Origin of the sequence: Streptomyces sp. NPDC006326 (genome assembly GCF_040612915.1) — a bacterium.
GTDB lineage: Bacteria > Actinomycetota > Actinomycetes > Streptomycetales > Streptomycetaceae > Streptomyces.
The window spans coordinates 59,431-85,380 of record NZ_JBEXRC010000023.1; the positions used below are offsets into that span (position 1 = coordinate 59,431).

Annotated in this window: 24 protein-coding genes and 1 pseudogene; 11 read left to right on the plus strand and 14 right to left on the minus strand. The window is 72.9% G+C overall.

All coding sequences use genetic code 11. The features are described from left to right. Positions 1–72 precede the first annotated feature (72 nt). From ABZ128_RS19365 to ABZ128_RS19385, 5 genes are all read right to left on the minus strand, one after another. On the minus strand, positions 73–2,325 hold the full coding sequence (locus tag ABZ128_RS19365) for a molybdopterin-dependent oxidoreductase (RefSeq protein WP_356849746.1): 2,253 nt from the start codon (positions 2,323–2,325) through the stop codon (positions 73–75). Between the two features lie 127 nt (positions 2,326–2,452). Further along, the gene (locus tag ABZ128_RS19370) at positions 2,453–3,073 is read right to left on the minus strand and encodes a TetR/AcrR family transcriptional regulator (protein ID WP_356849808.1); all 621 of its coding nucleotides are present in this window, start codon (positions 3,071–3,073) and stop codon (positions 2,453–2,455) included. Positions 3,074–3,109: 36 nt separating this feature from the next. Beyond that, positions 3,110–4,417 carry a hypothetical protein gene (locus ABZ128_RS19375; protein ID WP_356849809.1) on the minus strand — a complete coding sequence of 436 codons (1,308 nt, stop codon included), beginning with the start codon at positions 4,415–4,417 and terminating at the stop codon, positions 3,110–3,112. Positions 4,418–4,521: 104 nt separating this feature from the next. Further along, a complete protein-coding gene (locus ABZ128_RS19380) occupies positions 4,522–5,367 on the minus strand; it encodes a hypothetical protein (protein WP_356849811.1) in 846 nt (281 codons plus the stop codon). An 80-nt stretch (positions 5,368–5,447) separates the two neighbouring features. Further along, positions 5,448–7,553 carry a right-handed parallel beta-helix repeat-containing protein gene (locus ABZ128_RS19385; RefSeq protein ID WP_356849747.1) on the minus strand — a complete coding sequence of 702 codons (2,106 nt, stop codon included), beginning with the start codon at positions 7,551–7,553 and terminating at the stop codon, positions 5,448–5,450. Positions 7,554–7,690: 137 nt separating this feature from the next. On the opposite strand from ABZ128_RS19385, the gene hmgA reads away from it, so the two are divergent. Both hmgA and ABZ128_RS19395 read left to right on the plus strand, forming a co-directional pair. Further along, positions 7,691–9,004 carry a homogentisate 1,2-dioxygenase gene (gene hmgA / locus ABZ128_RS19390; protein WP_356849748.1) on the plus strand — a complete coding sequence of 438 codons (1,314 nt, stop codon included), beginning with the start codon at positions 7,691–7,693 and terminating at the stop codon, positions 9,002–9,004. Between the two features lie 51 nt (positions 9,005–9,055). Continuing rightward, positions 9,056–9,805 carry a GntR family transcriptional regulator gene (locus ABZ128_RS19395; protein WP_356849750.1) on the plus strand — a complete coding sequence of 250 codons (750 nt, stop codon included), beginning with the start codon at positions 9,056–9,058 and terminating at the stop codon, positions 9,803–9,805. 59 nt (positions 9,806–9,864) lie between these two features. Here the strand turns inward: ABZ128_RS19395 and ABZ128_RS19400 are convergent, their stop codons facing one another. Continuing rightward, on the minus strand, positions 9,865–10,029 hold the full coding sequence (locus ABZ128_RS19400) for a hypothetical protein (RefSeq protein ID WP_356849751.1): 165 nt from the start codon (positions 10,027–10,029) through the stop codon (positions 9,865–9,867). Between the two features lie 139 nt (positions 10,030–10,168). Here ABZ128_RS19400 and ABZ128_RS19405 point away from each other — a divergent pair, with 139 nt between their 5' ends. Beyond that, the gene (locus tag ABZ128_RS19405) at positions 10,169–11,296 is read left to right on the plus strand and encodes a type ISP restriction/modification enzyme (protein ID WP_356849813.1); all 1,128 of its coding nucleotides are present in this window, start codon (positions 10,169–10,171) and stop codon (positions 11,294–11,296) included. Positions 11,297–11,443: 147 nt separating this feature from the next. On the opposite strand, the gene ABZ128_RS19410 is transcribed toward ABZ128_RS19405, so the two are convergent. Further along, entirely contained in the window at positions 11,444–12,172 is a 729-nt protein-coding gene (locus ABZ128_RS19410; RefSeq protein ID WP_356849753.1) for a TetR/AcrR family transcriptional regulator, read from the minus strand. Between the two features lie 68 nt (positions 12,173–12,240). Here ABZ128_RS19410 and ABZ128_RS19415 point away from each other — a divergent pair, with 68 nt between their 5' ends. The 3 genes from ABZ128_RS19415 (at position 12,241) to ABZ128_RS19425 (ending at position 15,325) form a co-directional block, all read left to right on the plus strand. Next, entirely contained in the window at positions 12,241–13,206 is a 966-nt protein-coding gene (locus tag ABZ128_RS19415; RefSeq protein ID WP_356849754.1) for an ATP-binding cassette domain-containing protein, read from the plus strand. Continuing rightward, complete coding sequence (locus ABZ128_RS19420) at positions 13,203–13,991, plus strand: ABC transporter permease (RefSeq protein ID WP_356849755.1); 789 nt, start codon at positions 13,203–13,205, stop codon at positions 13,989–13,991. The genes ABZ128_RS19415 and ABZ128_RS19420 overlap by 4 nt, the downstream gene beginning before the upstream one ends. 113 nt (positions 13,992–14,104) lie before the next feature. After that, positions 14,105–15,325: a CaiB/BaiF CoA-transferase family protein gene (locus ABZ128_RS19425; RefSeq protein WP_356849757.1), complete on the plus strand. Its 1,221-nt coding sequence runs from the start codon at positions 14,105–14,107 to the stop codon at positions 15,323–15,325. A gap of 36 nt (positions 15,326–15,361) precedes the next feature. Here ABZ128_RS19425 and ABZ128_RS19430 read toward each other — a convergent pair whose 3' ends face one another. After that, on the minus strand, positions 15,362–15,631 hold the full coding sequence (locus ABZ128_RS19430; RefSeq protein ID WP_030870537.1) for a hypothetical protein: 270 nt from the start codon (positions 15,629–15,631) through the stop codon (positions 15,362–15,364). Between the two features lie 271 nt (positions 15,632–15,902). Here ABZ128_RS19430 and ABZ128_RS19435 point away from each other — a divergent pair, with 271 nt between their 5' ends. Then, the gene (locus ABZ128_RS19435; protein WP_356849759.1) at positions 15,903–17,618 is read left to right on the plus strand and encodes a serine/threonine-protein kinase; all 1,716 of its coding nucleotides are present in this window, start codon (positions 15,903–15,905) and stop codon (positions 17,616–17,618) included. Between the two features lie 7 nt (positions 17,619–17,625). Here ABZ128_RS19435 and ABZ128_RS19440 read toward each other — a convergent pair whose 3' ends face one another. Then, the gene (locus tag ABZ128_RS19440; RefSeq protein WP_356849814.1) at positions 17,626–18,432 is read right to left on the minus strand and encodes an SGNH/GDSL hydrolase family protein; all 807 of its coding nucleotides are present in this window, start codon (positions 18,430–18,432) and stop codon (positions 17,626–17,628) included. Between the two features lie 197 nt (positions 18,433–18,629). On the opposite strand from ABZ128_RS19440, the gene ABZ128_RS19445 reads away from it, so the two are divergent. Beyond that, positions 18,630–19,736: a DUF5925 domain-containing protein gene (locus ABZ128_RS19445; RefSeq protein ID WP_356849760.1), complete on the plus strand. Its 1,107-nt coding sequence runs from the start codon at positions 18,630–18,632 to the stop codon at positions 19,734–19,736. Between the two features lie 103 nt (positions 19,737–19,839). Next, entirely contained in the window at positions 19,840–20,385 is a 546-nt protein-coding gene (locus ABZ128_RS19450) for an FABP family protein (RefSeq protein WP_356849762.1), read from the plus strand. A gap of 49 nt (positions 20,386–20,434) precedes the next feature. Here ABZ128_RS19450 and ABZ128_RS19455 read toward each other — a convergent pair whose 3' ends face one another. After that, positions 20,435–20,821, minus strand: a complete 387-nt coding sequence (locus ABZ128_RS19455) for a GntR family transcriptional regulator (RefSeq protein WP_356849763.1) — start codon at positions 20,819–20,821, stop codon at positions 20,435–20,437. Positions 20,822–20,892: 71 nt separating this feature from the next. On the opposite strand from ABZ128_RS19455, the gene ABZ128_RS19460 reads away from it, so the two are divergent. Both ABZ128_RS19460 and ABZ128_RS19465 read left to right on the plus strand, forming a co-directional pair. Continuing rightward, on the plus strand, positions 20,893–21,837 hold the full coding sequence (locus ABZ128_RS19460; RefSeq protein ID WP_356849764.1) for a GNAT family N-acetyltransferase: 945 nt from the start codon (positions 20,893–20,895) through the stop codon (positions 21,835–21,837). Then, positions 21,834–22,340 carry a DUF402 domain-containing protein gene (locus ABZ128_RS19465; protein WP_356849765.1) on the plus strand — a complete coding sequence of 169 codons (507 nt, stop codon included), beginning with the start codon at positions 21,834–21,836 and terminating at the stop codon, positions 22,338–22,340. The genes ABZ128_RS19460 and ABZ128_RS19465 overlap by 4 nt, the downstream gene beginning before the upstream one ends. Positions 22,341–22,499: 159 nt before the next feature. Here the strand turns inward: ABZ128_RS19465 and ABZ128_RS19470 are convergent, their stop codons facing one another. The 4 genes and pseudogenes from ABZ128_RS19470 to ABZ128_RS19485 form a co-directional block, all read right to left on the minus strand. Continuing rightward, on the minus strand, positions 22,500–23,684 hold the full coding sequence (locus ABZ128_RS19470) for a tyrosine-type recombinase/integrase (RefSeq protein WP_356849767.1): 1,185 nt from the start codon (positions 23,682–23,684) through the stop codon (positions 22,500–22,502). A 61-nt stretch (positions 23,685–23,745) separates the two neighbouring features. Beyond that, positions 23,746–23,952 carry a helix-turn-helix domain-containing protein gene (locus ABZ128_RS19475; protein WP_356849768.1) on the minus strand — a complete coding sequence of 69 codons (207 nt, stop codon included), beginning with the start codon at positions 23,950–23,952 and terminating at the stop codon, positions 23,746–23,748. Positions 23,953–24,392: 440 nt separating this feature from the next. Then, positions 24,393–24,697: pseudogene (locus tag ABZ128_RS19480) on the minus strand (ATP-binding protein); the annotation flags it as partial. Between the two features lie 470 nt (positions 24,698–25,167). Further along, positions 25,168–25,686, minus strand: a complete 519-nt coding sequence (locus tag ABZ128_RS19485; RefSeq protein WP_356849769.1) for an HIRAN domain-containing protein — start codon at positions 25,684–25,686, stop codon at positions 25,168–25,170. Between the last annotated feature and the right edge of the window lie 264 nt (positions 25,687–25,950).

Genomic DNA, 25,950 nt, shown 5'->3' on the forward strand with positions numbered 1-25,950 from the left:
CAGGGAACGTAGGTGCCTCCACTTCGCGCCAACAAGACGTCGAGCCGTGAGCAATACGAGCAAAACCCCAGCTCAGGGCAGGGGCGTCAGCTCCACCGGGAAGCCGTTGAGCACCGCCGTGCCCGAGAGGGGGTCGAGCCGGGTGCCGTCGAGGAGCTGGTTGACGTTGACCCCGGGATCGGCGGACGCCACCGAGAGGCGGGCCCCGTCGCGGTCGTGGCCCCAGCCGTGCGGGAGGCTCACCACGCCCGTCCGGACGGTGTCGGTCACCTCGACCGGGACGTCCAGGCTGCCGCCGTCGGCGGTGATCCGGGCCCGGCCCCCCTCGGTGAGTCCGATCCGGTCCGCGTCCTCGGGATGGACCTGGAGGGTGCAGCGGTTGGAACCTCCGGTGAGGGCCGGGACGTTGTGCAACCAGCTGTTGTTGGACCGCAGGTGGCGGCGGCCCACGAGCACCAGCGAGGCGGGGCGTTCGGCGAGCGCCGCGCGCAGCCTGGGCAGCTCGGCCGCGATCGGGTCCGGCAGCAGTTCGATCCTGCCGCTGCGCGTCCTCAGCACGCCCGGGAGCCGGGGCCGCAGCGGGCCCAGGTCGATGCCGTGCGGGTGCGCGAGCAGTTGCTCCAGGCTGAGCGCCGCCCCCGCGCCCTCGGGGGCCGGTCCGGCGCCGAACTGGTCTCCGTACGGCCCGAGTCGCAGCATCAGGTCGAGTCGCCGCTCCGGGCCGCTGTCTCCGGTGAGGAGTCCGGCGAGGCGCGCCGGGTCCTGACCGTGCAGCGGGGAGTGCGGATCGGCGGTCTCCTTGGCGAGGGTGGCGTGGATGACCGATTCGTCGACGGCGGCGGCTGCCTCGGCGGTGGCGTCGTGCGTGCCGGAGACGGCCAGCAGCAGCCGGGCGTGGATCTCGCACTCGTCGAGCCGGTCGGCGTCCAGGGGCACGGCGGCGCGGGTGTAGCGCGCCTGGTTGCGGATGGCGAAGCCGTTGAAGGCGAAATCGTGGTGTGCGCTCTGCGAGGGCGGCGGCGGAGGCAGTACGACGTGGGCGTGGCGGGAGGTCTCGTTGAGGTACGGGTCGACGCTGACCATGAAGTCGAGCCCGGCCAGCGCTGCGTCGAGGCGCCGGCCGTCGGGGGCGGACAGCACCGGATTGGCCGCGATCGCGATCAGGGCGCGGATCCGCCCCTCCCCCGGGGTCTCGATCTCCTCGGCCAGGGCCGCGATGGGCAGTTCGGCCTTGGCCTCGGGGTGGCCGCCGACCCGGCTGCGCCAGCGGCCGAGGGAGAAGCCCTTGCCGGGCCCGGCGGGGCGCGGCCGCGGACCGGCGGCGGGCAGCGGGAACAGGGCTCCGCCGGGCTTGTCGAGGTTGCCGGTGAGGATGTTCAGGACGTCGACGAGCCAGCTGGCGAGGGTGCCGTACTCGACGGTGCAACTGCCGATGCGCCCGTAGACGGCGGCGGTGGGCGCGGCCGCGAGGTCGCGGGCGAGGGCGCGGATCTCGGCGGCCGGGAGGTCGCAGGCGGGTGCCACGGCCTCGGGAGTGAAACGCGCGAGGGCCTGGCCGAGTTCCTCCAGTCCTTCGGTCCGTTCCTCCAGGTGCGCGGGGGCGGCGAGTTTCTCGGCGAGCAGGGTGTGCGCCAGGGCGGCCAGCAGCAGGGCGTCGCTTCCGGGGCGCGGCGCGAGGTGGCGGTCGGCGAGGCGGGCGGTGCGGGTGCGGCGCGGATCGACGACGACCAGCGTGCCGCCGCGGGCCCGCAGCGCCTTGAGCCGGCCCGGGAAGTCGGGGGCCGTGCACAGGGAGCCGTTGGACTCGACCGGGTTGGCGCCGAGGAGCAGCAGGAAGTCGGTGTGGTCGAGGTCGGGCACCGGGACCGCGAAGGGGTCGCCGAACAGGAGCCCGCTGGAGACGTGTTTGGGCATCTGGTCGAGGGTGCTCGCGGTGAAGAGGTTGCGGGTGCCGAGGGCCTTGAGGAGCAGCGGGGGGTAGAGGGCCCCGGCCATGGTGTGGACGTTCGGATTGCCGAGGACGACGCCGACCGACTGGTTGCCGTGCTCCTGCACGAGGGCGGGCACGGCGGTGGCGATGGCCTCGTAGGCCTCCTCCCAGGTGGCTTTGCGCAGCTCGCCGTCCCGGCGGACGAGGGGGGTGCGTAGCCGGTCGGGGTCGGCGTCGAGCGCCCCGAAGGCGGCTCCCTTGGGGCAGATGAAGCCGCGGCTGAACACGTCCTGCCGGTCGCCGCGGGCGCCGGTGACGGCCGTGCCCTCGATGGTGAGGGTGAGGCCGCAGGTGGCTTCACAGAGGGGGCAGATGCGCAGGGCGGTGCGGGGCATGGGCCCTCCAGGGCGGCAGGCTGCGGCACGGACACGCGGGCGCCCCGAGCATACCGACCGGTAGGCACGGAGGGGAGGGGGTGCGGGCGTCCGTGTGCGGAGGTGGCCCTGCCGGGAGCGTGGCCGGTCAGTCGAGGACGCGGGCGAGATAGGCGTGCATCATCGCCCGCGTCTCGGCCACGATGCCGGGGTCGCCGGCCGGGTCGGCCCGGAAGGCCAGGTTCGTCAGGGCGTCGGTGGCTTCGACGGCGACCAGGACGGCGCGCTCCAGGGTGGGATCGGGGGTCAGCCCGAGGTGGGCACCGAGCAGTTCGGTGAGGCGTACGGCCACCAGCCGGTTGGGGTCTGCGCCGGGACCCTCCGGGGGCGGCGCCGGCACGCCGAAGTCGATGGAGGCGAAGCCGGGGACGGTGCGCTTCATGGCCAGGTATTCGTCGAGCACCGCGTCGACGACGGGCCGCCAGTCGGTGGCGGGGAGCGCGGCGAGGCGGTCCGTGATGCCGTCGACGTAGCGGTCGAGGTTGCGGTGGGCGAGGGCGAGGGCCATGGCCCGTTTGTTGCCGAAGAAGCGGTAGACGGAGCCGATCGGCACGCCGGCGCGCAGTGCGACGGCCCGGGTGCTGAGGTTCTCGTAGCCCGTCTCGTCGAGGAGTTCGGCGCAGGCGTCGAGGATCCGGGCGAGGCGGTCGGCGCTTCGCTGCTGGATCGGCGTACGGCGCAGGGGCTGGGCGGGGGGCACGGGGTCCATCATGCCGGTCCCGGCGTCCTGGTTCAGCAGCCGGTGTCAGTTCAGCAGGAGGCCGATGCCGCCGAGGGTGTAAGTGATCATCAACGCCAGCAGGGGCAGTTGGCTCGCGACGGCCCTGGCGGGCGGGAAGAGGCGTACACAGCGGTCGTGGGCCGCGATCACGCCCAGTACATGGCCGGTGACGACGGCGAGGACCTGGAGGGTGGCGAGACCCCCGGGACCCAGTGGTGGCAAGGATTTTGAGGCGTTGTCAGTGCCCACTGCCATGATGACTGTGCGTGGTCCTTCGGTGACGAGGAGGGAGAAGTAATGGGCGGTGAGATAGCCGAGCGCGATCGGCACGAGTGAGTGCGCGAAGGCGGTCAGCGGGCCGGGGTGCGGGCCGCAGGCGAGGCGGGTGGCCGCCGCGCACAGGCAGTACAGGGTGGCGACGAGGGCGATGGAGCCGAGGAGTCCGAGCGTGGCCGTGGGGGTGCGGCCGAGGGGGGAGGTCTGGATGGTGTTGATCCACGACGGGTTGTCGGAGTAGCCGTCGTAGGCGGTGGAGCCGAGCAGGACGCAGACGGTGGCGACGAGTCCGGGCCGCTCGGGCGTCGCGTCCAGTCCGTCGAAGGGGTTACGGAGGACGAGCCGGCCGTCGCTTCGGCGGCCGAGGGGGGAGAGCCGGGCGAAGAGGGCGGAATACGCCTCGAAGGCGTCCGCTTCGGCGAACCAGCGCTCGCCGAAGCGGGCGGCGAGGGCGAGGTGGGCGGCGGTGTAGAGGGTGAGGGCGGTCAGGAGGGTGGTGGTGGATGCGGGATCGGGGGCGACGAGCTCCAGCCAGGTGAAGGCGAACAGCCCGGCGGCGGCAGGCCACTGTCCGAGCCGGGCGGGAAGGGGGCGCGCAGCGGCGGGCCGGCGGCGGGCCGGCAGCCGGTGCAGCAGGCGGGACAAGAGGCGGTGCAGTGTCCGGAGCGGGTTGAGCAGGCGCCAGACGGGGCCGAGCAGAAGGGAGGCGGGGACGAGTCCGACCCAGAGGAGGACGTAGACGGCGCCGGGAGCGGGGTTGTGTGCGGGGTCGTCGGGACCGAGGAGGAGGTGGAGGAGGACGGCGAGCGCGGCGGCCAGGCCCAGCCCGCGCAGGGCGGTGCGGGTGGCCGGCGCGTCGGCCGCCCGCTGGATGACGGCGGGCAGGGGGCGGCCCGAGCGGTCGCCGCGGAACCGCGAGGACGACCAGAGCAGGCCGAGCGCGAGAAAGGAGACGAACAGGGCGGCGAAGGCACCGGCGAACGCATAGAAGGGGGAGATGGGCAGATCGTGCTGGGAGCCGATCCCGTGCGCGAGGACGGTGAGCGCATCGGCCAGGTGGGGGACCGCGCCCTGGCCACCGCCACCGGCCCCACTGGCCCCACCGGCCCCGGTGCCCGCGGCGGCCTCGGCGACCTCGGTGGGGACCGGCGCCGGAAGGCTCATCGGACGAGGAGCTGGGTCAGGACGAGGTGGGACTCATGGGTCTCGACCTCGAAGAGGCCCGTGCGGTCGGCCGTCAGGACCAGGGTGGCCTCCTGGCCTGCGGGCAGGGCGAGTTCCTTGTCATAGCCGTGGACGTGCAGGGTGTCGGCACGGTCGCTGGTGACGCGCAGGGCAACGCGCTCGCCGCGCTTCAGTTCGGTGCGGCCGGGGGCGGGGGTGACCTTGCCGTCGCGGACGGCGAGGGTGACCGTGCGGTCGGCTTGTGCTTCCGGGGACGGGGTCTGGGTTTCCGGGGCGCCGGGCGGGGTGTGGCCGTGGTCGGCCCCCGGGGCGGCGCCGGCGCCGGGGCCCGAACCGGCGGCGGTGCCGGTGAGCTCGGTCGCGGCTTCGACGGGCTTTCGGGCGACGGCCCAGGCGGTGTGGTCGTCCGCGTAGAGGCGGACGGTCAGGGTGTGCGCGCCCTCGGGGACCTGCGCCGCGGGCAGGTGGAACCAAGGGCCGTACAACCGGGCCAGGGTGCGGCCGTCGAGCTCCAGATGCGCGTGGCCCGCGCCGGGGAGGGCGGCGCCGCCGGTGCTGTCGGGGGTGAAGCGGAAGTTCTTCACCGTCAGCCGGAGGTTCCAGCCGTCCTCGGAGTCGGGGCGGGCGTCAAGCCGGACCTCCGGTGCGCCCTCGGCCGGGACCTCGCGGAGCCGGTGGCCGGTGCCGTCGCGGGTGTCGAGCAGGGTGCCCGCGGTGCCGGTGGCCTGTTCGTGGGTGGTGCCGGGCTTGTGGTGGGTGGTGGCCCGCCCGCCGCAGCCCGCCGCCGCGCCGCCCGCGAGCAGCAGGACGAGCCCGAGCAGGGCGGCGGTGCCGGCGGTCCGGCGGGGGCGGGGTGGCGTCGGCTTCGTCCTGCGGGTGGTGCGGTGCTCGGGCCGTCCGGTCACTGCGGGCCTCCTGCTTCGGCGTGCAGGGCCGGGGTGGGGCCGGCCGGGACGGGGCTGCGGTCGCCCGAGGGGTCGCCGGGGCGGGCCGAGGTGCCGGGGCGGGCCGAGGCGATGACGGCCCACAGGGTCCACACGACGGCCACCAGCGCGCGGATCCAGGCGGGGCCGACCGGCGTCCAGGGGATCATCAGCACCCCCTTGTCGAAGGCGTCCAGCAGCGTGAGGGCGCCCAGCAGCAGGCTCAGTCGCGCCAGCCAGGGGCGGCTGGGGCGCAGGGCGAGCCCGGCGCCTGTCCACCAGAGGCCGAGCAGCAGCAGGGCCAGCGCCGGGACCGGGCTGGCGGTCAGCGGCAGGGTGGAGCCCGCCACGTCCAGGGCCAGCCCGGCCAGGCCCAGCAGCGAGGCCGCCGTGCCCAGGCGGGAGCCGCGCAGGCGGCGCGCCCACAGCACCCCGCCCACCAGCAGCAGGACCGCCGCGACCGCCAGCGCGATCTGGGTCTCCACCCGCTCAAGACCGCGTGCGCCGTACCAGTCACAGCCGGCCGGGAGCTTGCGGGCCTGCACGTTGTAATCCGCGCACACCAGCAGCTGGGCCAGTTTCACCGGCTCGCCCACCAGGCGCGCCGAGCCGCCCGACACCGCGCCGCGGCGCTCTCCGCACTCCGGGAGGGTGGCGGGGGTGGAGCCGTCGGGTCCGTCCTGCCAGCAGTTGCCGCGCCCCTGGCCGTCCCACCACACGTCCATGCCGTTCGGGCGGGCGGCGCCGGAGCGGTCCTTGCCGAGCACGTTGCCCGCGTACCGGTTGTGGTGCGAGGTGTCCGCCTGCTTGGACCACTTCTCCTCGCCGCGGATGAAGGCGGGCACGGCCGAGAGGAAGAAGCCCGCGCGGCGGTGCCCGTACACCCAGTTGTTCTCGTAGACGTTCCAGTTGCCGCCCGCGGTGATGATGCCGGTACCCGGCGGCATGGAGATCTGCGGGCAGACCACGCCCTGCTCGTAGCCGCGCTCGATCGGCGGTTTGGCGCAGGTGCCGTCGGCGACGTGGTGGTAGTAGTCGGCGTTGTTGTCGTGGATCAGGTTGCGTTCGAACTTGGCGTGGTTCTGCGGGAGTCCGGGGTGGCCGGGGAAGGCGCTGTCCATCGAGGCGCCGCCCATGTTCTGGTCGAACTCGTTGTCGTGGACCCACACCGAGTCGCCGGCGGTGCCGGAGTAGCCGACCATGTTGTGGTGGCTGTGGCAGCCGGTGATCTCGATCGAGTAGCGGGGCACGGCGTAGCCGCGGCCGTCGTTGATGTCGGAGGCGCTGCCGGGGTAGATGCCGGAGTCGCCGTTGCCGTAGGACTCGCAGTTCTTGTAGAGCCCGTGGTCGCTGGCGAAGGTGAGGAAGCCGTACTCGTCGTTCCAGCGCGTCAGCACGTCGTCGATGACGAACCCGTCGCCGGCCAGTACGTACAGGGAGTTGAAGGTGGTGCGCTGCGCGGTGAAGTTGCGGAAGTAGATGCCGTTGGACTTGTCCGCGCGGATGGCGTTCAGCTTCTGGTACTTCGCGTCGATGACGACGTCCTGCCGGGAGGCGCCGGTGCCCTCGATCTGGAGGTCGGTCTTGCCGAGGACCGCGACGAGGTTCTGGTTGTGCCGGCACTGCACCTGCTGCTCGTAGGACAGGATCTGGTAGCCGAGCGAGGAGTTGGATGCCTTCAGCCTCGTGCAGTCCCCCGTGGGCGGCGCCAGCGAGGGCTCCTCCTCGTAGAGGCCGGGGAGGATGGCGATGTTCATACCGGGGCGGTCGACGGCGTCCACGGCCTCCTGGAGGTGCCGGTAGCCGCTCTTCTCGCAGCGTTCGTACAGGGCGAGGTTGCGCTGCCTGAGCTCCTGGGGGAAGGCGGATATCCGGTGCTCGAAGGCCGCCCGGTCGGTCTTGCAGACCAGCAGATCGGGCTCGGCCGCCCGGTAGCGGGGCACGGATCCCGAGCCGTCCGGGAGGGCCACCGGGCGCTCCTCGTGCGCGCGGGCGGCGGGCGCGCAGACGAGCAGGGACAGGAGGGCGAGGAGGGCGGCGAGGAGCGCCGCCGGCACGGCAGGGAACCTGCGGGTCCACGACATGCGCGTGAGAGTAGAGCAATGTTCATCTTTTTGGAGCCCCCGCGGCAGGGGGAATGCGCACGGGCGGCCATTGACGCGGGCCGCCCAGAATCCTACTGTCGAGCATAGGATTTCTTCGACAGAGCGGGAGCACCCCCATGAGCGAGCAGGCCAGGAAGACGGCGGAGGCGCTGGAGTACCTCACCGGCTTCGGCAACGAGCACAGCTCGGAGGCCGTCCCCGGCGCGCTCCCGCCCGGCCGCAACTCGCCCCAGCGCGCGCCCCTCGGGCTGTACGCGGAGCAGCTCAGCGGCAGCGCCTTCACCGAGCCCCGCCGCCACAACCGCCGCTCCTGGCTCTACCGGATCCGCCCCTCGGCCGCCCACCCGGCCTTCACCCGCACCGACAACGGCGCCCTGCGCACCGCGCCGTTCACCGAGGCTCCCGCCGACCCCAACCGGCTGCGCTGGAACCCGCTCCCCGACCCGGCCCCCGGCACCGACTTCCTCGCGGGCCTGTGGACCCTCGGCGGCAACGGCGACGCCACCCAGCGCGCCGGCATGGCCATCCACCTCTACACCGCCAACGCCTCCATGACCGACCGGGTGTTCAGCGACTCCGACGGCGAGCTGCTGATCGTCCCCGAGCGCGGCGGCCTGCTCCTGCGCACCGAGCTCGGCCTGCTCAGCGCCCGCCCCGGCGAGGTGGCCCTGATTCCGCGCGGGATCCGCTTCCGCGTGGAACTGCTCGACGAGGACGCCCGCGGCTACGTCTGCGAGAACTACGGCCGTCCCTTCGAGCTGCCGGACCTCGGCCCCATCGGCGCCAACGGCCTGGCCGCGGCGCGGGACTTCAAGGCGCCGGTGGCGGCGTACGAGGACCACGAGCGCCCGACCGAGGTGGTCAACAAGTTCTGCGGCAACCTCTGGTCCGCGACCTACGACCACTCCCCGCTGGACGTCGTCGCCTGGCACGGCACCCACGTCCCGTACGTGTACGACCTGCGCCGCTTCAACGTGCTCGGCTCGATCAGCTACGACCACCCCGACCCGTCGATCTTCACCGTGCTGACCTCGCCCTCCGACACCCCGGGCCTGGCCGGCGTCGACTTCGTGGTCTTCGCCCCGCGCTGGCTGGTCGGCGAGGACACCTTCCGCCCGCCGTACTTCCACCGCAACGTGATGAGCGAGTACATGGGCCTGATCGAGGGCGCCTACGACGCCAAGGCCGAGGGCTTCGTCCCCGGTGGCGGCTCCCTCCACAACATGATGTCGGCCCACGGTCCGGACCGGGAGACCTTCGACCGGGCCAGCGCCGCCGAGCTGAAGCCGCAAAAGATCGACGACGGTCTGGCCTTCATGTTCGAGACCCGCTGGCCGATCACCACCACCTCCCAGGCGGCCGGCGCCGACCACCTCCAGCGCGGATACGACGACGTCTGGCAGGGGCTCGAACGCCACTTCCGCGCCTAGGATGCGGTGGCAGCACCGCACGCCCCGCGCCTCCCGTACGGAGAACCACCCGTGACCGCCTTCGCCCCCGACTCGCTCGTACTCAACCGGAAGCTGCCGCTCTGGTACCAGGTCTCGCAGTCACTGCGCGCCTCGATACTGGGGCGCACCCCGGACGCCTCGCTGCGGCTGCCCACCGAGGAGCAGCTCGCCGAGCACTACGGGGTGAGCGTGCTGACCATGCGGCAGGCGCTGAAGGAGCTGGAGGGCGAGGGGCTGATCAGCCGGCACCGGCGGCGCGGGACGTTCATCGAGCCGGGGGCGCGGCGCGGGGCTCCGGTGCGGCTGCTGGGTTCGGTCGACGCGATCGTGGCCCAGCAGTCGGGCGAACGTACGACGATTCTCGGCCATACGCGGACGAAGGTGCCCGGGGAGCTGCTGGAGCACTTCCCGGACATCCCCGAGGTGGTCACCTACCGCAGGCTGCGCCACGACGGCGAGAGCGGCGAGCCGACCAACTGGGCGGAGAACGCCGTCCGGCCGGAGATCGCGGACGCGGTGGACCTGGCCGATCTCGCCCGCTGGCCGATGACGAAGGTGCTGCGCGACGTGGTGGGCGTGCGGATCAGCCGGATCACGGACACCGTGGAGGCGCGCCTCGCCGACCCGGAGACGGCCGAACTGCTCCAGGTGCCGCTGCTCAGCCCGATCCTGCACTACACGGGTGTGACGTACGACGAGGACGGCCGGGTCGTGGACGTGGCCCGGATCCGCTACCGCGGTGACCGGTTCTCGTTCACGGTCACCGTCGACGCCCACTGAGCCACCCGCTCGTCACTTCTTCCCGGCGTCACTTCTTCCCGTGTCACCTCTTCCCGGCATCACTTCTTCTCGTCGTCGTCCGCGCCGCGTTCTCCCTCGGCCTGGGACGGGGTGGTGCGCATCGTCTCCGCGTGACGCTGCATCTTCTCCTTCTCGTCCATGTCCTCGTCGAGCCGCTCTCCCTCGGCCTGCGACGGAGTCGAGTATTCGTCGTACTGACTCATGGCCGTCTCCTCGAATCGGTGGGCCGCGGCGACTGATCGCCGCACATACCACACGTTCCGTACATAAGGAGCGTAGCTCCGGCGCACCGTCGCTACCATCTGCCGGGTGAGCGAAGACGTACCCCTGCTGGACGATCTGATGCCCTGGGCGGTGGGCCCCCTGCGCCTGGGCCGGGCCTGGGTCGCGGCTCCCGACCCGGCCGCCCTGCGGGCCCGCTGGGCTGCCCTGGCCGGCGCCGAAGAGCCGGAGCAGGAGCGCTTGTTCCGCCCGAGCCGCGCCCGTACGCCCACTGCCGGGGCGGCCGCGCTGCCCGGCCGGCGCTCCCCGTCCACCGCCCGCTTCGCCGACGCACCGGGGCCCTGCCCGGAGCCCGTACGCGTGCTGCGCGAGCCGTTCGACGAGCAGTGGCTGCTGCCCGACCAGCGGCTCATCGACCTGGCCCGTCCGGAGCTGTGGCGGGTGCTGGACGAGCACCAGCTCTTCGCCGTCGAGACCCCCGAGCTGCTGGTCACCGCGCACCTTCCGGTGGGCCGCCTGGGCCGGATCCGCCCCCTGCACCGACGCCCCGGCGGCGCGGAGCCCAATCTCGCGCCAGGCCTGCTGCCACTGCTCGGCGAGCGCTACGGCGCCCGGGTCACCCCGCAGGACGTGCTGTGCTGGATCCTCGCCGCCGGCCGGCCGGGCCCCCGGGGGTACGAGGTCCCGCTCACCGCCGACCCCGGGCGCTGGCGGGCCGGTCTGGAACTCGGCCACCGCATCCTCGCCGTCCAGCTGCGCGGCGGCCGCGGCGGCGAGCCGCCCCGACTGCCCGGCGGGCGCCGCCCGTACGTCCGCTCGGCGGTCCCGGCCCGGCCGGAAGGGCTCGCCTACGACCCGGCCGGCGAGACGCTGAGCCTCGGCGCGGGCACCATCTCCCCGGTCCCCGCGGGAGCCTGGGAGTACGAAGCCCCGGGCGGCAGCCGGGTGCTGGAGGCGTGGTTCGCCGCCCGCGCGGCGCACCGCGCCCCGGAGGCCGAGGGGCTGGAGGCGATCGGGCCCGCGGCCTGGCCGCAGGCCTGGACCTCGGAGCTGCTGGCGCTGGTCACGACCCTTGCGCTGCTGGCCGACCTGGCGCCGCAGCGCGCGGAGTTCACGCCGGGGCCGCTGCTGCCCGCCGCCGCCCTGGGCGCCGCGGGCGTGCTGCCGCCGCCGCGCTGGTCCCGGCGTCCGGCCTCCGTACTGGACCACCAGGAGGAGGGCCCGGGCGGCCAGTTCGCCCTGCTCTGAGGCCGGCCGGCACAGGCCGCCGGAGCCCGGCCGGGGGCCAGGCCCGGGGCCGGGCGCCCCGCACCCATGCCCACGCCGGCCCGGGGGCCGCCCCCGGCCTCCACGCCGGGCCCCTCGCCAGGCCCACGCCCGCCCTCCGCGCCGGCTCTACTCCGGGTCCCAGGCGCCCAGCAGCCGGGACACCCAGCGCGCGAACACCGCGTCCGGCTCCGCGGCCGCCGCCGCGACCGGATGGCTCGCGCCGAAGGCCGCCGCCAGCCTCGGGTACCGCCCCGTCGCCAGGCACGAGCCCAGGTAGGCCGCTCGTACGTCCTGTTCGGCGGCCTCGCTCCAGGGCAGCGACCGGGCGCGCTCGGCCATGGCCAGTTCGCTCGCCACATAGGTCGCCACCGTGCCGTTCACCGCCGCGACGAGCTCCAGCTTCTCCCCGTCCGGTACGTCCAGGGGCGCCAGGCAGTCCAGGCAGTGCTCCAGGTAGCGCAGGGCGTTCGGGCTGAAGCCGTGGACGGGGGAGAGCAGCCGCGGCAGCCACGGGTGGCGGTGCATCAGCGCACGGGTCTGGAGGGCCAGCGCGAGCAGGTCGGCCCGCCAGTCGCCGGTCGGCGGGTGCAGTGCGTACTCGCCGCTGACCGCGTCGACCATCAGCTCGTACAGGTCCTCCTTGCGCGGCACGTAGTTGTAGAGGGACATCGTCCCCGCGCCGATGCCCGCCGCCACGCGTCGCATCGAGACGGCCTCGATCCCCTCCGCGTCGGCGATCCGCACGGCCTCGGCCGCGATCGACTCGCGACTGTGGGCCGGCCGGGGGCCGCGGGCGGCCCGCTGCGGGCGGGCCCAGATCACCTCGGGTTGGGCGGGTCGCCCGCTGGCTGTCATCGCTCATCACCTCGTCCTCGCCCCCATGCTAGTTACGTACACCGTACGTAGTGCGTTAGGGTGCCTCCATGACAACTACGTACGCTGTACTTAGTGAGCGGTTGGAGAAGCGTTTCGGCGAGGTGCATACGCTGCGCGGCCTCGATCTGGCCGTCCCCGAGGGCACGGTCTGCGGCCTCCTCGGCCCCAACGGCGCGGGAAAGACCACCGCGGTGCGCATCCTCACCACCCTCACCCGGCCCTCCGGCGGCCGCGCACTCGTCGCGGGCCACGACGTCACGCGCGACCCCGGCGCCGTCCGCCGCGCCATCGGGGTCACCGGCCAGTACGCCTCGGTCGACGGCGACCTGACCGGCCGTGAGAACCTGCGGCTCTTCGCGCGCCTCGCCGGACTGCGCGGACCGGGCGGCCGGGCCCGCGCCGACGAGCTGCTGGACCGCTTCCGGCTGGGCGAGGCAGCCGACCGCGTGGCCTCCACCTGGTCGGGCGGGATGCGCAGGCGCCTGGACCTGGCCGCCGGGCTGATCACCCGCCCCCGCGTGCTCTTCCTCGACGAGCCCACCACCGGCCTGGACCCGGCGGCCCGCGAGGACATCTGGACGGCGGTCCGGGCCCTGGCCGCGGAGGGCACGACCGTCCTGCTGACCACCCAGTACCTGGAGGAGGCCGACCACCTCGCCGACGACATCGTCGTGGTGGACCACGGCCGGGCCGTGGCCACCGGCACCCCCGCCGGGCTCAAGGCCCGGATCGGCGCCCACGCCGAGGTCACCGTCGCCGAGGCGGACGCGCTCGCGGGCGCGGCCGTCGTACTCGACCAGCTCACCGGCGGCCGGCCCGTGCTCGACGAGGAGCGCCTGACCGCCGGGGTGAGCGTGCTGGACACCGGGCTCACGCTGCCCCGGATCGTCCGCGCGCTCGACGCCGCCGGGGTGGCGGTCACCGATGCCGCCCTGCGCCCGCCCACCCTGGACGAGGTGTTCCTGCGGCTCACCCAGGTCCGTACCGCCACCCCGAAGGAGCACGCGGCATGAGCACCCTGCTGTCGGACGGCGGCGCCGTCTTCACCCGCCAGCTGCAGAAGGCCCGGCACGCTCCGGCGCTGCTGGTCCTGACCCAGACCATGCCGATCACCATGCTGCTGTTCTTCGGCTACGTCTTCGGCAGTGCGCTCGCCATGCCGGGCTCCGAGTACCGCGGGTTCCTGGTGCCGGGGCTGCTGGCCGCCACCGCCGCCAACGGGCTGATGACCGGCATGTTCACGGCCGCCCAGGACGCCCACCGCGGGGTGATGGACCGCTTCCGGACCCTGCCGATGAGCCGCGCGGCCGTCCCGCTCGGGCAGACCGCCGCCGACCTCCTGACGACGGCGGTGTCGATGGTGCCGCTGATGCTGGTGGGGCTGGCGATGGGCTGGCGCGTCGAAAACGGTCTGCCGGGCGCACTGGGGGCGTTGGGCGTGCTTCTGCTCTTCCGCTTCGCCACGGCGTGGGCGGGGACGTACCTGGGCCTGCTCAGCAAGAGCGAGGAGGCGGCGGGCCAGCTCGGCAGCGCCACCTTCGTCCTGCCGATGCTGTCGAGTGCGTACCTGCCGACCGCCGGGCTGCCCGGGTGGCTGCGCACGGTCGCCGAGTGGAACCCGATCAGTGCGGTCGCGACGGCGGTGCGCACGCTGTGCGGGAACGCGGGCGGCGAACCGGTCCCGGGCGCCGCCTGGCCGGCCGCGCACCCGGTCGCGGGGGCCGTGCTCTGGTCGCTGGTGCTGCTGGCGCTGTGCGCACCCCCGGCCGCCCGCCGGTTCGCGCGCGGCCGGGACTGAGCGCCCAACCGAGCGCTCGGCAGTACGGAACAGGGCAGTCGGGCCACACCCGTGATCGGAATGCGACACCGTGTCCGATGACAGGGCGGGGTGGGAACCGGTAGGCAGGCCGTATGTCTGTCACTCCTCCCGCCCCGCAGCCCGTAGAGCCCCTCCCCCTCGACGGCGTCACCGTCGTCGCGGTGGAACAGGCCGTCTCGGCCCCCTTCGCCACCCGCCAGCTCGCCGACCTGGGGGCCCGTGTCGTGAAGGTCGAGCGGCCCGACGGCGGTGACTTCGCGCGGGACTACGACACCGCCGCGCAGGGACTCGCCTCGCATTTCGTGTGGGCCAACCGGGGCAAGGAGTCGATCGCGCTCGACCTGAAGGATCCGCGCGGCCTGGAGATCCTGCACGGCCTGCTGGACGGCGCCGACGTGTTCGTGCAGAACCTCGCCCAGGGGGCGGCCGCCCGGCTCGGTCTGGACTCGGCGGCGCTGTGCGCGCGGTACCCGCGGCTGGTCGCCGTGGACATTTCCGGTTACGGGGCCGACGGCCCGTACGCCCACAAGCGCGCCTACGACATGCTCGTGCAGTGCGAGGCGGGGCTGGTGTCCGTGACCGGCACCCCGGAGCAGCCCGTCAAGGCGGGCATCCCGGCGGCCGACATCGCCGCGGCCATGTACGCCTTTTCCGGAGTGCTCGCGGCGCTGCTGCGCCGCGGCACCACGGGACGCGGCGGCCGCGTGGAGGTGTCGATGCTGGACGCGCTCGCGGAGTGGATGGGGCACCCCCTGCACCACACGATGCACGGCGGGGAGCAGCCCGTGCGCACGGGTCTCGCGCACGCCGTGATCGCCCCGTACGACGCCTATCCCACGGCGGACGGGGACCGGGTGCTGCTGTCGGTGCAGAACGACCGGGAGTGGCGGCGGCTGGCCGAACAGGTGCTGTTGCGACCCGAGTTGGCCGAGGATCCGGCGTACGCGACGAACGCGGCCCGCACCCGCGGCCGGGAGAAGACCGACGCGGTGGTCGCCGAGGCCCTGGCCCTGCTGGACGCCGGAGAGGCGATCGCCCGGCTGGAGGCTGCGGGCATCGCGTGCGCGCGGCTGAACTCCGTGGCCCAGCTCGCGGCCCATCCGCAGCTGGCGGCCCGGGACCGGTGGCGGGAGGTGGGATCACCGGCCGGTCCGCTGCGGGCGCTGCTGCCGCCGATCGGGCTGCCGGGTGGCGCGGCGCCGAGGATGGGCGCGGTGCCCGCGCTCGGTGAACACACCGAGGCCCTGCTGCGCGCCCTGGGGATGACGGGCGCGCAGATCACGACACTGCGCCGGGATGGTGTGGTTGCGTAGGGCCGGGGGCGAAACTTCCGGGGGGTCGGGGACGTTTTACGAGCGGCGGCTGCCGAAGAGCGTGCGACGCAGACGGCGCAGGGGCGCGAAGAGCGAGACGCGCGCGCTCCGGCTCCGCAGGCGGTGCGTGTGGTCGCGGGAGGTGAGCTCGCGCATCAGCAGGGTCGCCTCGGCGACCTCACGGTGCGGGACGGCGGGTCCGCCCAGCACGGCGAGATGGCGGTCGAGGCGCGAGCTGGTCGCACTGCTGCCGCAGGTGATGGCAGGCACGCGGGGCGGCCTGCTGCGCATTGCTATCTGTTCCATGATCTCTCCCCACCCGTACGAGGGCACCCGGCCCGGGCAGGGTAACCCTATCGCCCCCGTATCGTCCTCGGGTATCCCGGTGGTGTGAATTACCCCTATGGCGACGGGGAGTTGACGGTTACTCAGCGGAGTCGACCGTCACTCTCCGCACGGATCGCGGGGGTTGGGGAGGCCCCGGCGGCGGTTCTGCCGCTGCAGGGGCCACGCGAGGCGCGCTGCGCTAACGTGGAGTGATCGCCCGGTAACACGCCGATGCGCCTGGGGGGCTCGTATGAGTGACGACACGCGTGGCAGGGACGGGGAAACGGACGCCGGCCCCGGGCGTGTCCTGGCGGACCGCTACCGGTTGCTCGGTCCGCTCGGCCGGGGCGGCATGGGCATCGTGTGGCGGGCCCGGGACGAGCTGCTGGGCCGCGAGGTGGCGGTCAAGGAGGTACGGGCGCCGGCCGGACTGGACGGGGCCGAGGTGGGCCGGATGTACCGGCGCCTGGAGCGGGAGGCCTGGGCCGCTGCCCGGGTCTCGCACCGCGGGGTCGTCACGGTCTACGACGTGGCCACCGAGGACGGCCGGCCGTGGATCGTGATGGAGCTGGTGCGCGGGCTGTCGCTGGCCGACGTGCTGGAGGCCGAGGGGCCGCTCACCCCGCAGCGGACCGCGCACCTCGGCGAGCAGGTGCTGGCCGCGCTGCGTTCCGCGCACGAGGCGGGGGTGCTGCACCGGGACGTGAAGCCCGGCAACGTGCTGGTGGCCAACGACGGGCGGGTGGTGCTGAGCGACTTCGGGATCGCGCGGCTGGAGGGCTCCGCGGCGATCACCATGACGGGCGAGGTGGTGGGCTCCCCCGAGTTCCTCGCACCGGAGCGGGCCGCGGGCCGTGAGCCGGGCCCCGCATCGGACCTGTGGTCGCTCGGGGTGATGCTCTACGCGGCCGTCGAGGGGGTCTCGCCCTTCCGGCGCGGTACGGCGTTGGCGACCCTGCGGGCGGCGGCGGAGGAGGAGCTGCCGCCGCCGCGCCGGGCGGGGCCGCTGACGCCCGTGCTGGAGGGGCTGCTCCGCAAGGATCCCGACGAGCGGCTCTCCGCGGCGGAGGCGGCCCGGATGCTGCGGATCATCGGCGCGGGCGGGACCGTACGGGACGCCGGGGGGCCGGTGTCGGGGCCGGACGCCCCCACTGCCGTCCTGCCGCACCGGCAGGAGGGGGCGCAGGGCACGCGGCGGACGGCGCCCCTGCCGGCTCCGGTGCCGGGCGCGGGCCCGGCGGCGGCCGGGCCTGCCCCGCTCTCCGGCCCCGCCCGGCAGGGGCAGGGGCAGGCCGGCATGGTGCTGGTCCTCGGGATCGTGGTGCTGTTGCTGGCGCTGGCCGCGCTGGGCTGGCTGCTGCTGAGGGACCGGGACACCGCGGCCCGGGGAGAGGGGCGGCCTGCGGGCGGGGGCTCCGCGTCCACGGGCGCGGCGGGACCGGCCTCGCCCTCGGCGCCCCCGACGGTGTCGGCATCCGCCCCGGCTTCGGCTTCGGCTTCGGCCTCCGTGTCCCCTTCGGCCACGCCCGTCCCGCATGCCACCGCAGCCGTCCGTGCCGTACGCGACGGCTACAGCGGGAGCTGCCCGCCGGCCGCCTCCGCGGCCCCCGCCTTCACCGCCGACCTCACGGTGGACCGTACGCCCGCCACCCTGGAGTACCGGTGGGCGACGCGCAGCGGCCTCACCTCCGGCCCCGGCTGGCAGACCGTCACGTACGGGGCTCAGGAGACGGCCGCGCGCCGGCTCGACCACACCGAGCTCACCCACTTCCCGAACGCGACCTTCCGCGACGCGATCCGGCTGGAGGTGCGGGGACCGGCGGCGACGGCCTCGGACTGGGTGGAGTTCTCCGTGACGTGCGGGAAGGAGGCCCCGACGGGCGGGGCCTCCCCCGGTCCGAGCACGTCGCCGGGCACCTCGCCGGGTACGGCCGCGCCGGACCCGGCGCATGCTCCCGAGCAGTGACGCCAGGTCAGGCGGCGTTGGTCAGGACCGGCAGGTAGCCGCCGGACTGTCCGGCGGCGGTCGGGTGGTACGACTCGCCTATGTTGAGCCAGTTGACGCTGTGCAGCCACGCGTCGCCGGAGCAGATCTCGTGGCCGGTGAAGGCGCCGGCGACCGAGGCGAAGGCGAACCCGTGGTCGGCGGCGCGTTTGGCGATGGCGGCGTTGAGGTAGTCGGCGGCGCCGTTGATGGCGGAGCGCTCACCCTCGGTGAGGCCGGTGACGCAGGTTCCGTTGAGCTTGTAGAAGCGGGGGTAGCCGAGGACCACCACGCGGGCGGCCGGCGCCCTGCCGTGGATGGCGTTGTAGACCTGGTCGAGCTGGCCGGGCAGGGTGGAGTCGACGTACGCCTTGGCCTGGTTGACCCGGCTGATGCAGGTGGCTTCGGACTGGAGCACACAGGTCGTCATGACGTCGGAGAAACCGGCGTCATTGCCGCCGATGGTGATGCTGACGAGGTCGGTGCCGGAGTTCAGCGGACCGAGCTGCCCGGAGAGGACGTCGCCCGTACGGGCGCCCGAGCAGGCGGTGAAGGAGAAGGTCTGCGGGGAGTGGGCGGCGGCCCAGAGGGCGGGATAGGCGCGGGTGGTCCGCTTGCAGGATCCGCTCGCGCTGTCGTAGTTGCCGGCGCCGACGCCCGAGGAGTACGAGTCTCCGAGGGCGACGTAGCCGAAGTCGGCCGAGGCGGCGGCCGCCTGTCCGGCGCCGAACAGGGCGGCGCCTGCGGCGAGTAACAGGGAGGAGGTGAGGGCAGCGAAGCGACGCGACATTCTCATGCTCATGTGTGCGGCTCCTTGTGGGGGTTACTCCTGAGTCCGTGGTACAAGGAGCCGAGGGTGGCTGGAAGTGTCCATGCCAAGAATATTCAGGGCAGGGTTACCTCCCGAACCTTCACCGGCAGGGGGTTTGAAGAGGGAACCCGGGCACCCGATCCGGCGAAACACAGGTGCACGGGGCCACTTCGTGCCGGATCATGGGCGCCATGCCATCCCAGCCGCACGACGCACTGCCGATCCGGCTCAACGTCGACGACAGCGATTCCCCGTCGGATGTCGTGGACGCCCTGTTCCTCGGCCGGTTCGCGTCCGGCGAGCAGCCCTACTCGCACAGCGTCACGATCGAGCGGGTGAAGGCCGAGGCGACCCTGCTGCCGCCGTCGGCCACCGTGCTGCGCTCGGCGCGCGACTCCGACCGCAGTGCCGTCCTCGCGGAGGGCGAGGGCTGGACCGTGCTCGTGTCCCGCTGGAGCCGGGGCGCGGACGTGACGGTGACGGCCGTGAGCGAGGAGCTCGCCGTGGGCGTGCTGGGCGAGGCCACCGACGGCGCGCAGGACGAGCCCGAACCGCAGCCGGAGAACGTCACCATGGGGTTCTGGTACGTCTCGCCGCGCCGCGGCCCGTACCGGACGACCCGCCAGATCGCGGCCGGCACCTGGGCGGAGGTACGGCAGAACTACACCGCGCCGGTGGCCGGGGCGATGGACCGCCTGATGAAGGTCACCCCCGACGACATCGCCGGCCGGCTGCTCCTGCTCCATGGTCCGCCGGGCACCGGGAAGACCTCGGCGCTGCGGACCCTGGCCCGGTCCTGGCGGGACTGGTGCCAGGTGGACTGCGTCCTGGACCCGGAGCGGCTGTTCAACGACGTGGGCTACCTGATGGACATCGCGATCGGCGAGGACGAGGGGACCTCGAAGGGCCGGTGGCGGCTGCTGCTGCTGGAGGACTGCGACGAGCTGATCCGCGGCGAGGCCCGCCACACCGCCGGACAGGCGCTGTCCCGGCTGCTCAACCTGACGGACGGTCTGCTCGGGCAGGGCCGCAACGTGCTGGTGGGGGTGACGACCAACGAGGACCTGGAGCGGCTGCACCCCGCGGTGGTCCGCCCGGGGCGGTGCCTGGCCCGGATCGAGGTCGGGCGGCTGACGCACGGGGAGGCGGTGGAGTGGCTCGGCTCCGAGGAGGGCGTCTCCCGCGAGGGCGCCACGCTGGCCGAGCTCTTCGCCCTGCGCCGGGGCGCCGGCCCGGCGTCCCTGCTGCCGCCGCAGGGCCAGGACGCGGAGGCGGGCCTGTACCTGTGACCGCACGCGACAATGGGGGCCCGACGAAGCCCCCGGGGCGTGCGCGTGGCCGGGCGGCCGCGACCGCCGCGCCGCGGGGGCGCACCGAACAGGAGAGCGCCCCGTGCCCGGACCGGCCCCGCAGGACCATCCGTACCCCGACAGCCTCGTCCCCGGCGAGGGGCCCGAGCCGCACCCGCAGCTGGAGCCGGTCCTGCCCCTCCTCGGCCGCTGGCGCGGCCGAGGCCGCGGTGAATACCCCACCCTTGAGCAGGACTTCCGGTACGAACAGGAGATCACCTTCAGCCACGACGGCAGGCCCTTCCTGCGCTACGAGTCGCGCGCCTGGCTGATCGACGGCTCCGGTACGCCGCTGCGCCCCTCGGGCCGCGAGTCGGGCTGGTGGCGGGTCATGCCCGACGCCACCCTGGAGGTGGTCCTCTCCCATCCGACGGGGATCGTGGAGACGTACGCCGGCCGGGTGTCCGGCCCGGAGATCGAGCTCACGACCGACCACGTGGCGCGTACCCCGCAGGCCAAGAAGGTGACCGGCATGCGGCGCCGGTACACCCTGCGCGACGGGGAGCTGCAGATCGCCCAGGACATGGCGGCGATGGGACAGCCCCTGCAGCACCACCTCGGTGCCCGGCTGCGCCGGTACCCCGCCTGAACCGGAGGGCCGGCCGGTACGGGCCTGCGCGGACCGCGGCCGGGCCGGGCTACGCGCCGAAGCGGGCCCGCAGGGCGTCGAGCACCGCCGCCGTCGCCTCGTCGGCGGTCAGGCCCAGCCGCTGCGCCCGCTCCGCGTAGGCCTGGGCGGCGGCGGCCGCCTCCCGGGCGGCCCCTTCGCCGGCCGCGGCGACGAAGGTGCCGTTGCGGCCGCGGGTCTCGATCACCCCGTCCGCCTCCAGCGCCCGGTACGCCTTCGCGACGGTGTTCGCGGCCAGCCCCAGCTCCTCCGCCAGCCCGCGCACCGTCGGCAGCTTGTAGCCCACCGGGAGCGTGCCCGTCCTCGCCGCCTGCGCGATCTGCGTGCGCACCTGCTCGTACGGGGCGTCCGCACCGGCCGCGCCGTCAATCCGGATCTTCAGGTTCGTCGAGGTCACGCCGCCGATTCTCCCCCATCGTGCGGGAAATTCGCAGGCGTCCGCCCCCGCCCCGCGCCTACGGTCGGCCCATGACCGCATTGATCCGCGACCTGCGCCGGGGCGACCCCTCGGATGCGGAGTCCGTCGTACGGGTACGCCGCGCGGCGCTGCCCTTCATGATCACCACCAGCGCCGGCGTGTCCTTCGAACTGGACTCCGCCCCTCCGGCGAAGCACTACCGGATCCTCCTCGCCGAGGACTCCGACGGCCGTGTCGTCGGCACCGCCCAGGTCGGTGTCGCCCACGACGCCCTCCAGCCGGGGCAGGCCTTCGTCAACGCCTGCGTGGACCCCGCGCACCGCCGCCGCGGCGCGGGCACGGCCCTGCTGCGTGCGGCCGAGGAGCACCTGGCCGCGCAGGGCGCGGTGCAGGTGTACGCCTGGGTCCTCGACGAGCCCGCCCACCGCGCGTTCGCCGTACGGCACGGCTACCGTCCCAGCCGTTCGGCGCACTTCCTGCGCCTGGACCTGGCCGCGGCCGCGCTGCCGCCGTACCCGGCCGCCCTCCCCTCCGGTGTGGAGCTCCGCCCCGGCTCCGCCTTCGCGGCGGACCCGCGCCCGCTGTACGAGGCCGACGCGGCGGTCAGCGCCGACGAGCCGGGCGACGTACCGGCGGCACTCGACGACTACGGGGACTGGCTGCGCGGCATCTGGCACGACCCCCAGATCGACAAGGACCTGACCACCGTGGTCCTCGTCGACGGGGCGGTCGCCGCCTTCACCGCCGCCCGGACCGACGGCGCCACGCGGTACGGCTCGGCGATGACCGGCACCCTGGAGGCCTTCCGCGGCCGCGGCCTGGCCCGGCTCGCCAAGACGGTGTCCCTGCACCGGGCGCGCGCCGCGGGGTACACCGAGGCCTTCACCGGCAACGACACCGGGAACGGACCGATGCTCGCCGTCAACCGGAAGTTCGGGTACGCGATCTGCGCGACCGAGACCCGTTACACCAAGGCACTGGAGCAGACCCGATGACCGACCGCCCCGCCGACCGCCCCGCCGGCCGGCTGACCGTGGTCCTGACCAAGGCCGGCCGCACCAAGATCCGCTACCCGGCCACCCTGGTCGCCGACACCGGCGACCGCATCAGCGTCCGGGCCCCCTGGGCGGCCGAGGGCGTCCGGGACTTCGGCTTCGTGCGCTTCGAGCCGGGTGACGTGTTCACCGAGCACTTCTGGCGCGAACGCTGGTACGCGGTCAAGGAGGTCCGTACGGGTGAGGGCGTCCTCAAGGGCTGGTACTGCGACGTCACGCGCCCGGCGGTGGTGCGGGACGGCGAGATCCTGGTGGAGGACCTCGACCTCGACCTGTGGGTCTCCTCGGACGGCAGCCGCGTACTGCGCCTGGACGAGGACGAGTTCGCGGCGAGCGGCCTCGCACGGTCCGACCCGCGCGCGGCGGCCGAGGCGCTCCGCGCCCTGGACGCCCTGTCCGCCCAGGCCCACTCCCCCGCAGGCCTGACCGGCCTCCTGACCTGAGCCGCGCCTCTTTCTGTCGGCCCGCTTAGTGGTTCCTTAAGAGGAGCCTAAAGAGGAATCGCGGCTTGCAGCGGAGTTCCAGCAGGTCAGCGGCCTAGCGGAACTGCACAGCCCGTACGAGGGAGCCAAACAGGGAGCCAGGCCGCAGAATTCAGCGGCTTAGGAAGCCGGCGGCCCTTCGCCGCGGCCGGGATCGAAGATCTCGTCCATGGCTTCGGCGCCTTTGGTGATCACCGGCCGGATCTGCTTCCTGTACACCCGCTTCGTGGTCTGGGTTCCGCTGTGCCCGACCAGCCTAGCGATGTCCTTGATCCGGAGACCGTAGTCAGACAGCAGCGAAACGAAGCTCGTCCGGAGCTCCCGCGTGGTCGACACCTGGGGATTCGGGAACCCCGCCTCCCTGAGCAACGCGCGGAGGTTGCGCCGCACATCGAGCGCGGTCCGGAGGCCTCCCGATTCATGCGGGAAGACGAGTCCTGCCGTCGACCACTCTCGGCCGGCCCTCTGGTACTCCGCCTGCTGGCGAGCTCTGTGGGCCCGCATCACGTCAGCCGCGCGCCGGGGCATAGCGAGCGAGCGACGGCTCTTCAGGGTCTTCGTCTCCCCGTGCCGGCGGACGGAGCGCCACACGTCGACGTGAGCCTCGCTTCCGTCCTCCGGATCGGTATGAACGTGATCCCACGTCAGGGGCCTGGTCTCCTCCGTCCGGGTCCCGACGAGCAAGGCGAGCACCACGTAGGCATGGATCCAACTCCCCTCATTGGTGCTCAAGACCGCCATGCCCTGTTCCACGGACAACGACTTGCTCTGGCGGCCGGCCTTGCCGTCCGGCACTTCAACCAACTCGGTGACGTTCTGCGCGGCCTTCCCTCGACGCTGCGCGTGCGTGACGGAGCGGCTCAGCACCGAGAACATCAAGCGCAGGGAAGTTGTGGCGAGGACTTCCTTCCGACCCTCCAGCCATTCATCAAGATGGTCTGCTTCCAGTTCGCGCAGCTTTAACGAACCCAGGTAGGGATAGATGTGCGTGGTGGCCAGGCTCCGGTAGGTGGACCGGCTCGACTCGGTTTTGCCCTTCATCCCCTGCGCCAACCAGTCCTCCACAGCCTGCTGCACCGTGTATCGGGCGGGTGCAGGCTTCCCCTTCTCCAACGCTGCGCGGAGATCGCGCAGCTTTTTGCGCACCTCCGTCTTGGTGCGACCAGATACCTTCGGGAGGTTCCGCTTCCCCGAAGCGGTGTAGCCCCAGGAAATCGCCCCGATGTACCGGTTTTTGGACGCGTCCCAGTAGATCGAATCCTCTCCGTGTCCGGCTCTGCGGTTCGCGGGTTCCTGATCCGACATCGCTTCCTGCCTATGCGAAGGGCCGCCTCATTGTGAGGCGGCCCCAGTTCCGGGACTTGAGCTAGCGGGTGGCTTCCTCGCGCTCCAAGAGGGCGAGGTACTCGTGAATGGCCGCGGTCGGAACCAGCCGGGCTCGCCCCTCTTTGACAGCGCGGAGACGCCCCGTACGAATCAGTTCGAAGACGACCGTGCGGCTCATGCTGAGCAGGCGACTGGCTTCCCTGACCGGCACGAGCAAGGGCTCACCTGATGTGATCGCGGTTGTCACTCTTCGCTCCTTGTGGGTTCGGGCGCCTCCGCGCCTGTCCGAGGCTCGAATTTCTGCGTCATCGCGTCACTTACGTCACTCGCGCGGGTGACCTGCGGTTTTGGGTGACGTAGGGGGTGGGCGTGTGTCACCGCTCTGCGTCACCTGTGTCATCGGGTGACGCAGCCGTGGGCCGTCTACGTCACCCGTGTATCTGCAGGTCATGGGCTGTTTCTGGGTTGCTGGTGACGCGGGTCACGCGGGTGACGCAGCGTCTCTTCTCTTAGGAAAAAGAAGGGGGTTCTGTTGTGGTGCGTTGCGTCTTCAAGCGCGAGGAGAGGGCCGCTGCGCGGCACGTCCCTTGCAGCGGCGGCAAGCCGCCGGACAAGCAAGAGAAGCACGCGGGCGGCCCCGCCGGGGTGCTCTTCTTGCTTGGTGCGGGAGCCGCGTGATCGCGGTGATTAGAACGCCGCCGCCTGCTCGTGGGGCTCCAGGGCGGCGGGCCGGGTTCAATGTAGCGGGCGGTTTTGGTGCGGCCCCAGTCGATGAGGACGCCGCGTGCGGCGAGGGTGGGCTGGAGCCGCTTGAGACGGTCGGAGAGGACCTTTCCGGTGGTGGGCCACCCCTTGGGCAGCGGCCGGAAATCCTCGCCGGTGTAGAGCTGAGTGAGGGCGTGTAGCCACTCGGCTGAGGTCATCCGGACCTCATTGCCCGGGTCGAGGCCGGCAGCGTGCTTGAGGACGGTCTGCGCGAGGAGGTCGCCCTCGAAGCTTCTGGTCCCTTCGAGAGGAGGCGGTGGCTCCAACGGCGTGACTGAGCAACTTGGTTGTACTGCCCGCTGCCCGACCAGACCGCCTTCAAGACTATGGAATCGCGATGCAGACGGCAGCGGTTGGAGACCGTGCGAGCGCGCTCAAGTGCTGGGTACTGCGTTGCGCCCCCGAAGTGCTCCTGCCGCGCTCGTCATACAGCTGCCGCTCACGGCACCCCTGGCAACACCCTGTCCTGAGGACCACCGGGGTCAGTGAGGGGGCAGCATGGCGAAGCGCCGACGACCGCAACCCAAGGACAACCGAGGTCGGTACACGAAGACGGGCATACCTCTATGGTTCGGTGCCGCAGCGGTGGTGCTGCTTGTCGCCTACGTCCGTTAGGTGATGCCGAACGGCTCGGTGCGATGAAGGCAGACCGCGAGGTGCGGATGGCCAGTACGCGCAGACTGGCCTCAAGCCACGGCTAGTGGAGGTAGGCGGGCCGAGGGAGATCAGCCGGCCGGGGAGACATGAGGTGGGCCACTACCTCCGGAGCGGCGGCCAACACGGCAACAGCATCGCAATTCTCTCCCGGCCCCGTCCCGCGCAAGCTCACCGCTGTGAGGCGTGTGCCGTCGGCGATCACCTTGGACCAGTGACGAGCCTGCTGCCTGTTCACGTAGCCGATGGGCTCCTTGCCGTAGTTGGGATACACCGCCACGGCGAAGGGGTCATGGGGATTGTCCGGCTCCCGTACCAGCCGCAAGGGGCGTCCTGGGCTCAGATCGGCCCGGCGCACTGCCTCCGCGTAGTAGTTGAGCCCTCGCACGTTCGTCACGTAGAGCCCAGCACGTTGAAGCCGTCGATCAGTCGGGCCAACCAGCAGCCCCGTCTCGTCTTCACAGAGCCGCAGGCCCCCTGCGTATTCGACGAGGTGCAGCCGATGAAGGCAGCCGGGCGCCGGCACGAATCGGTCTGTGGGCCCGTCCGACGGAACGTACACGGCTTCCCCCTTCGGTGCGGAGTCGCTTCACCCTTCCATGGCCGGGCGTACCTTGTTGGGCGTTCGGTCTAGCGTGTCGGCAATACCTGACGGCAAGGTAGCCAAACGATTGCTGCCCTTGACCAATGTGAGGCACGGCTGGCGCTCCGCGTATCGGTGAGTTGCGTGCCCCACGGCGTGTTCCTAGACGAGCTCCGGGTGCAGGACCCTCACGTTCCTAGGCTTCCCGCTTCAGTTGGGGGCCAGATACTCCATCAAGGCACC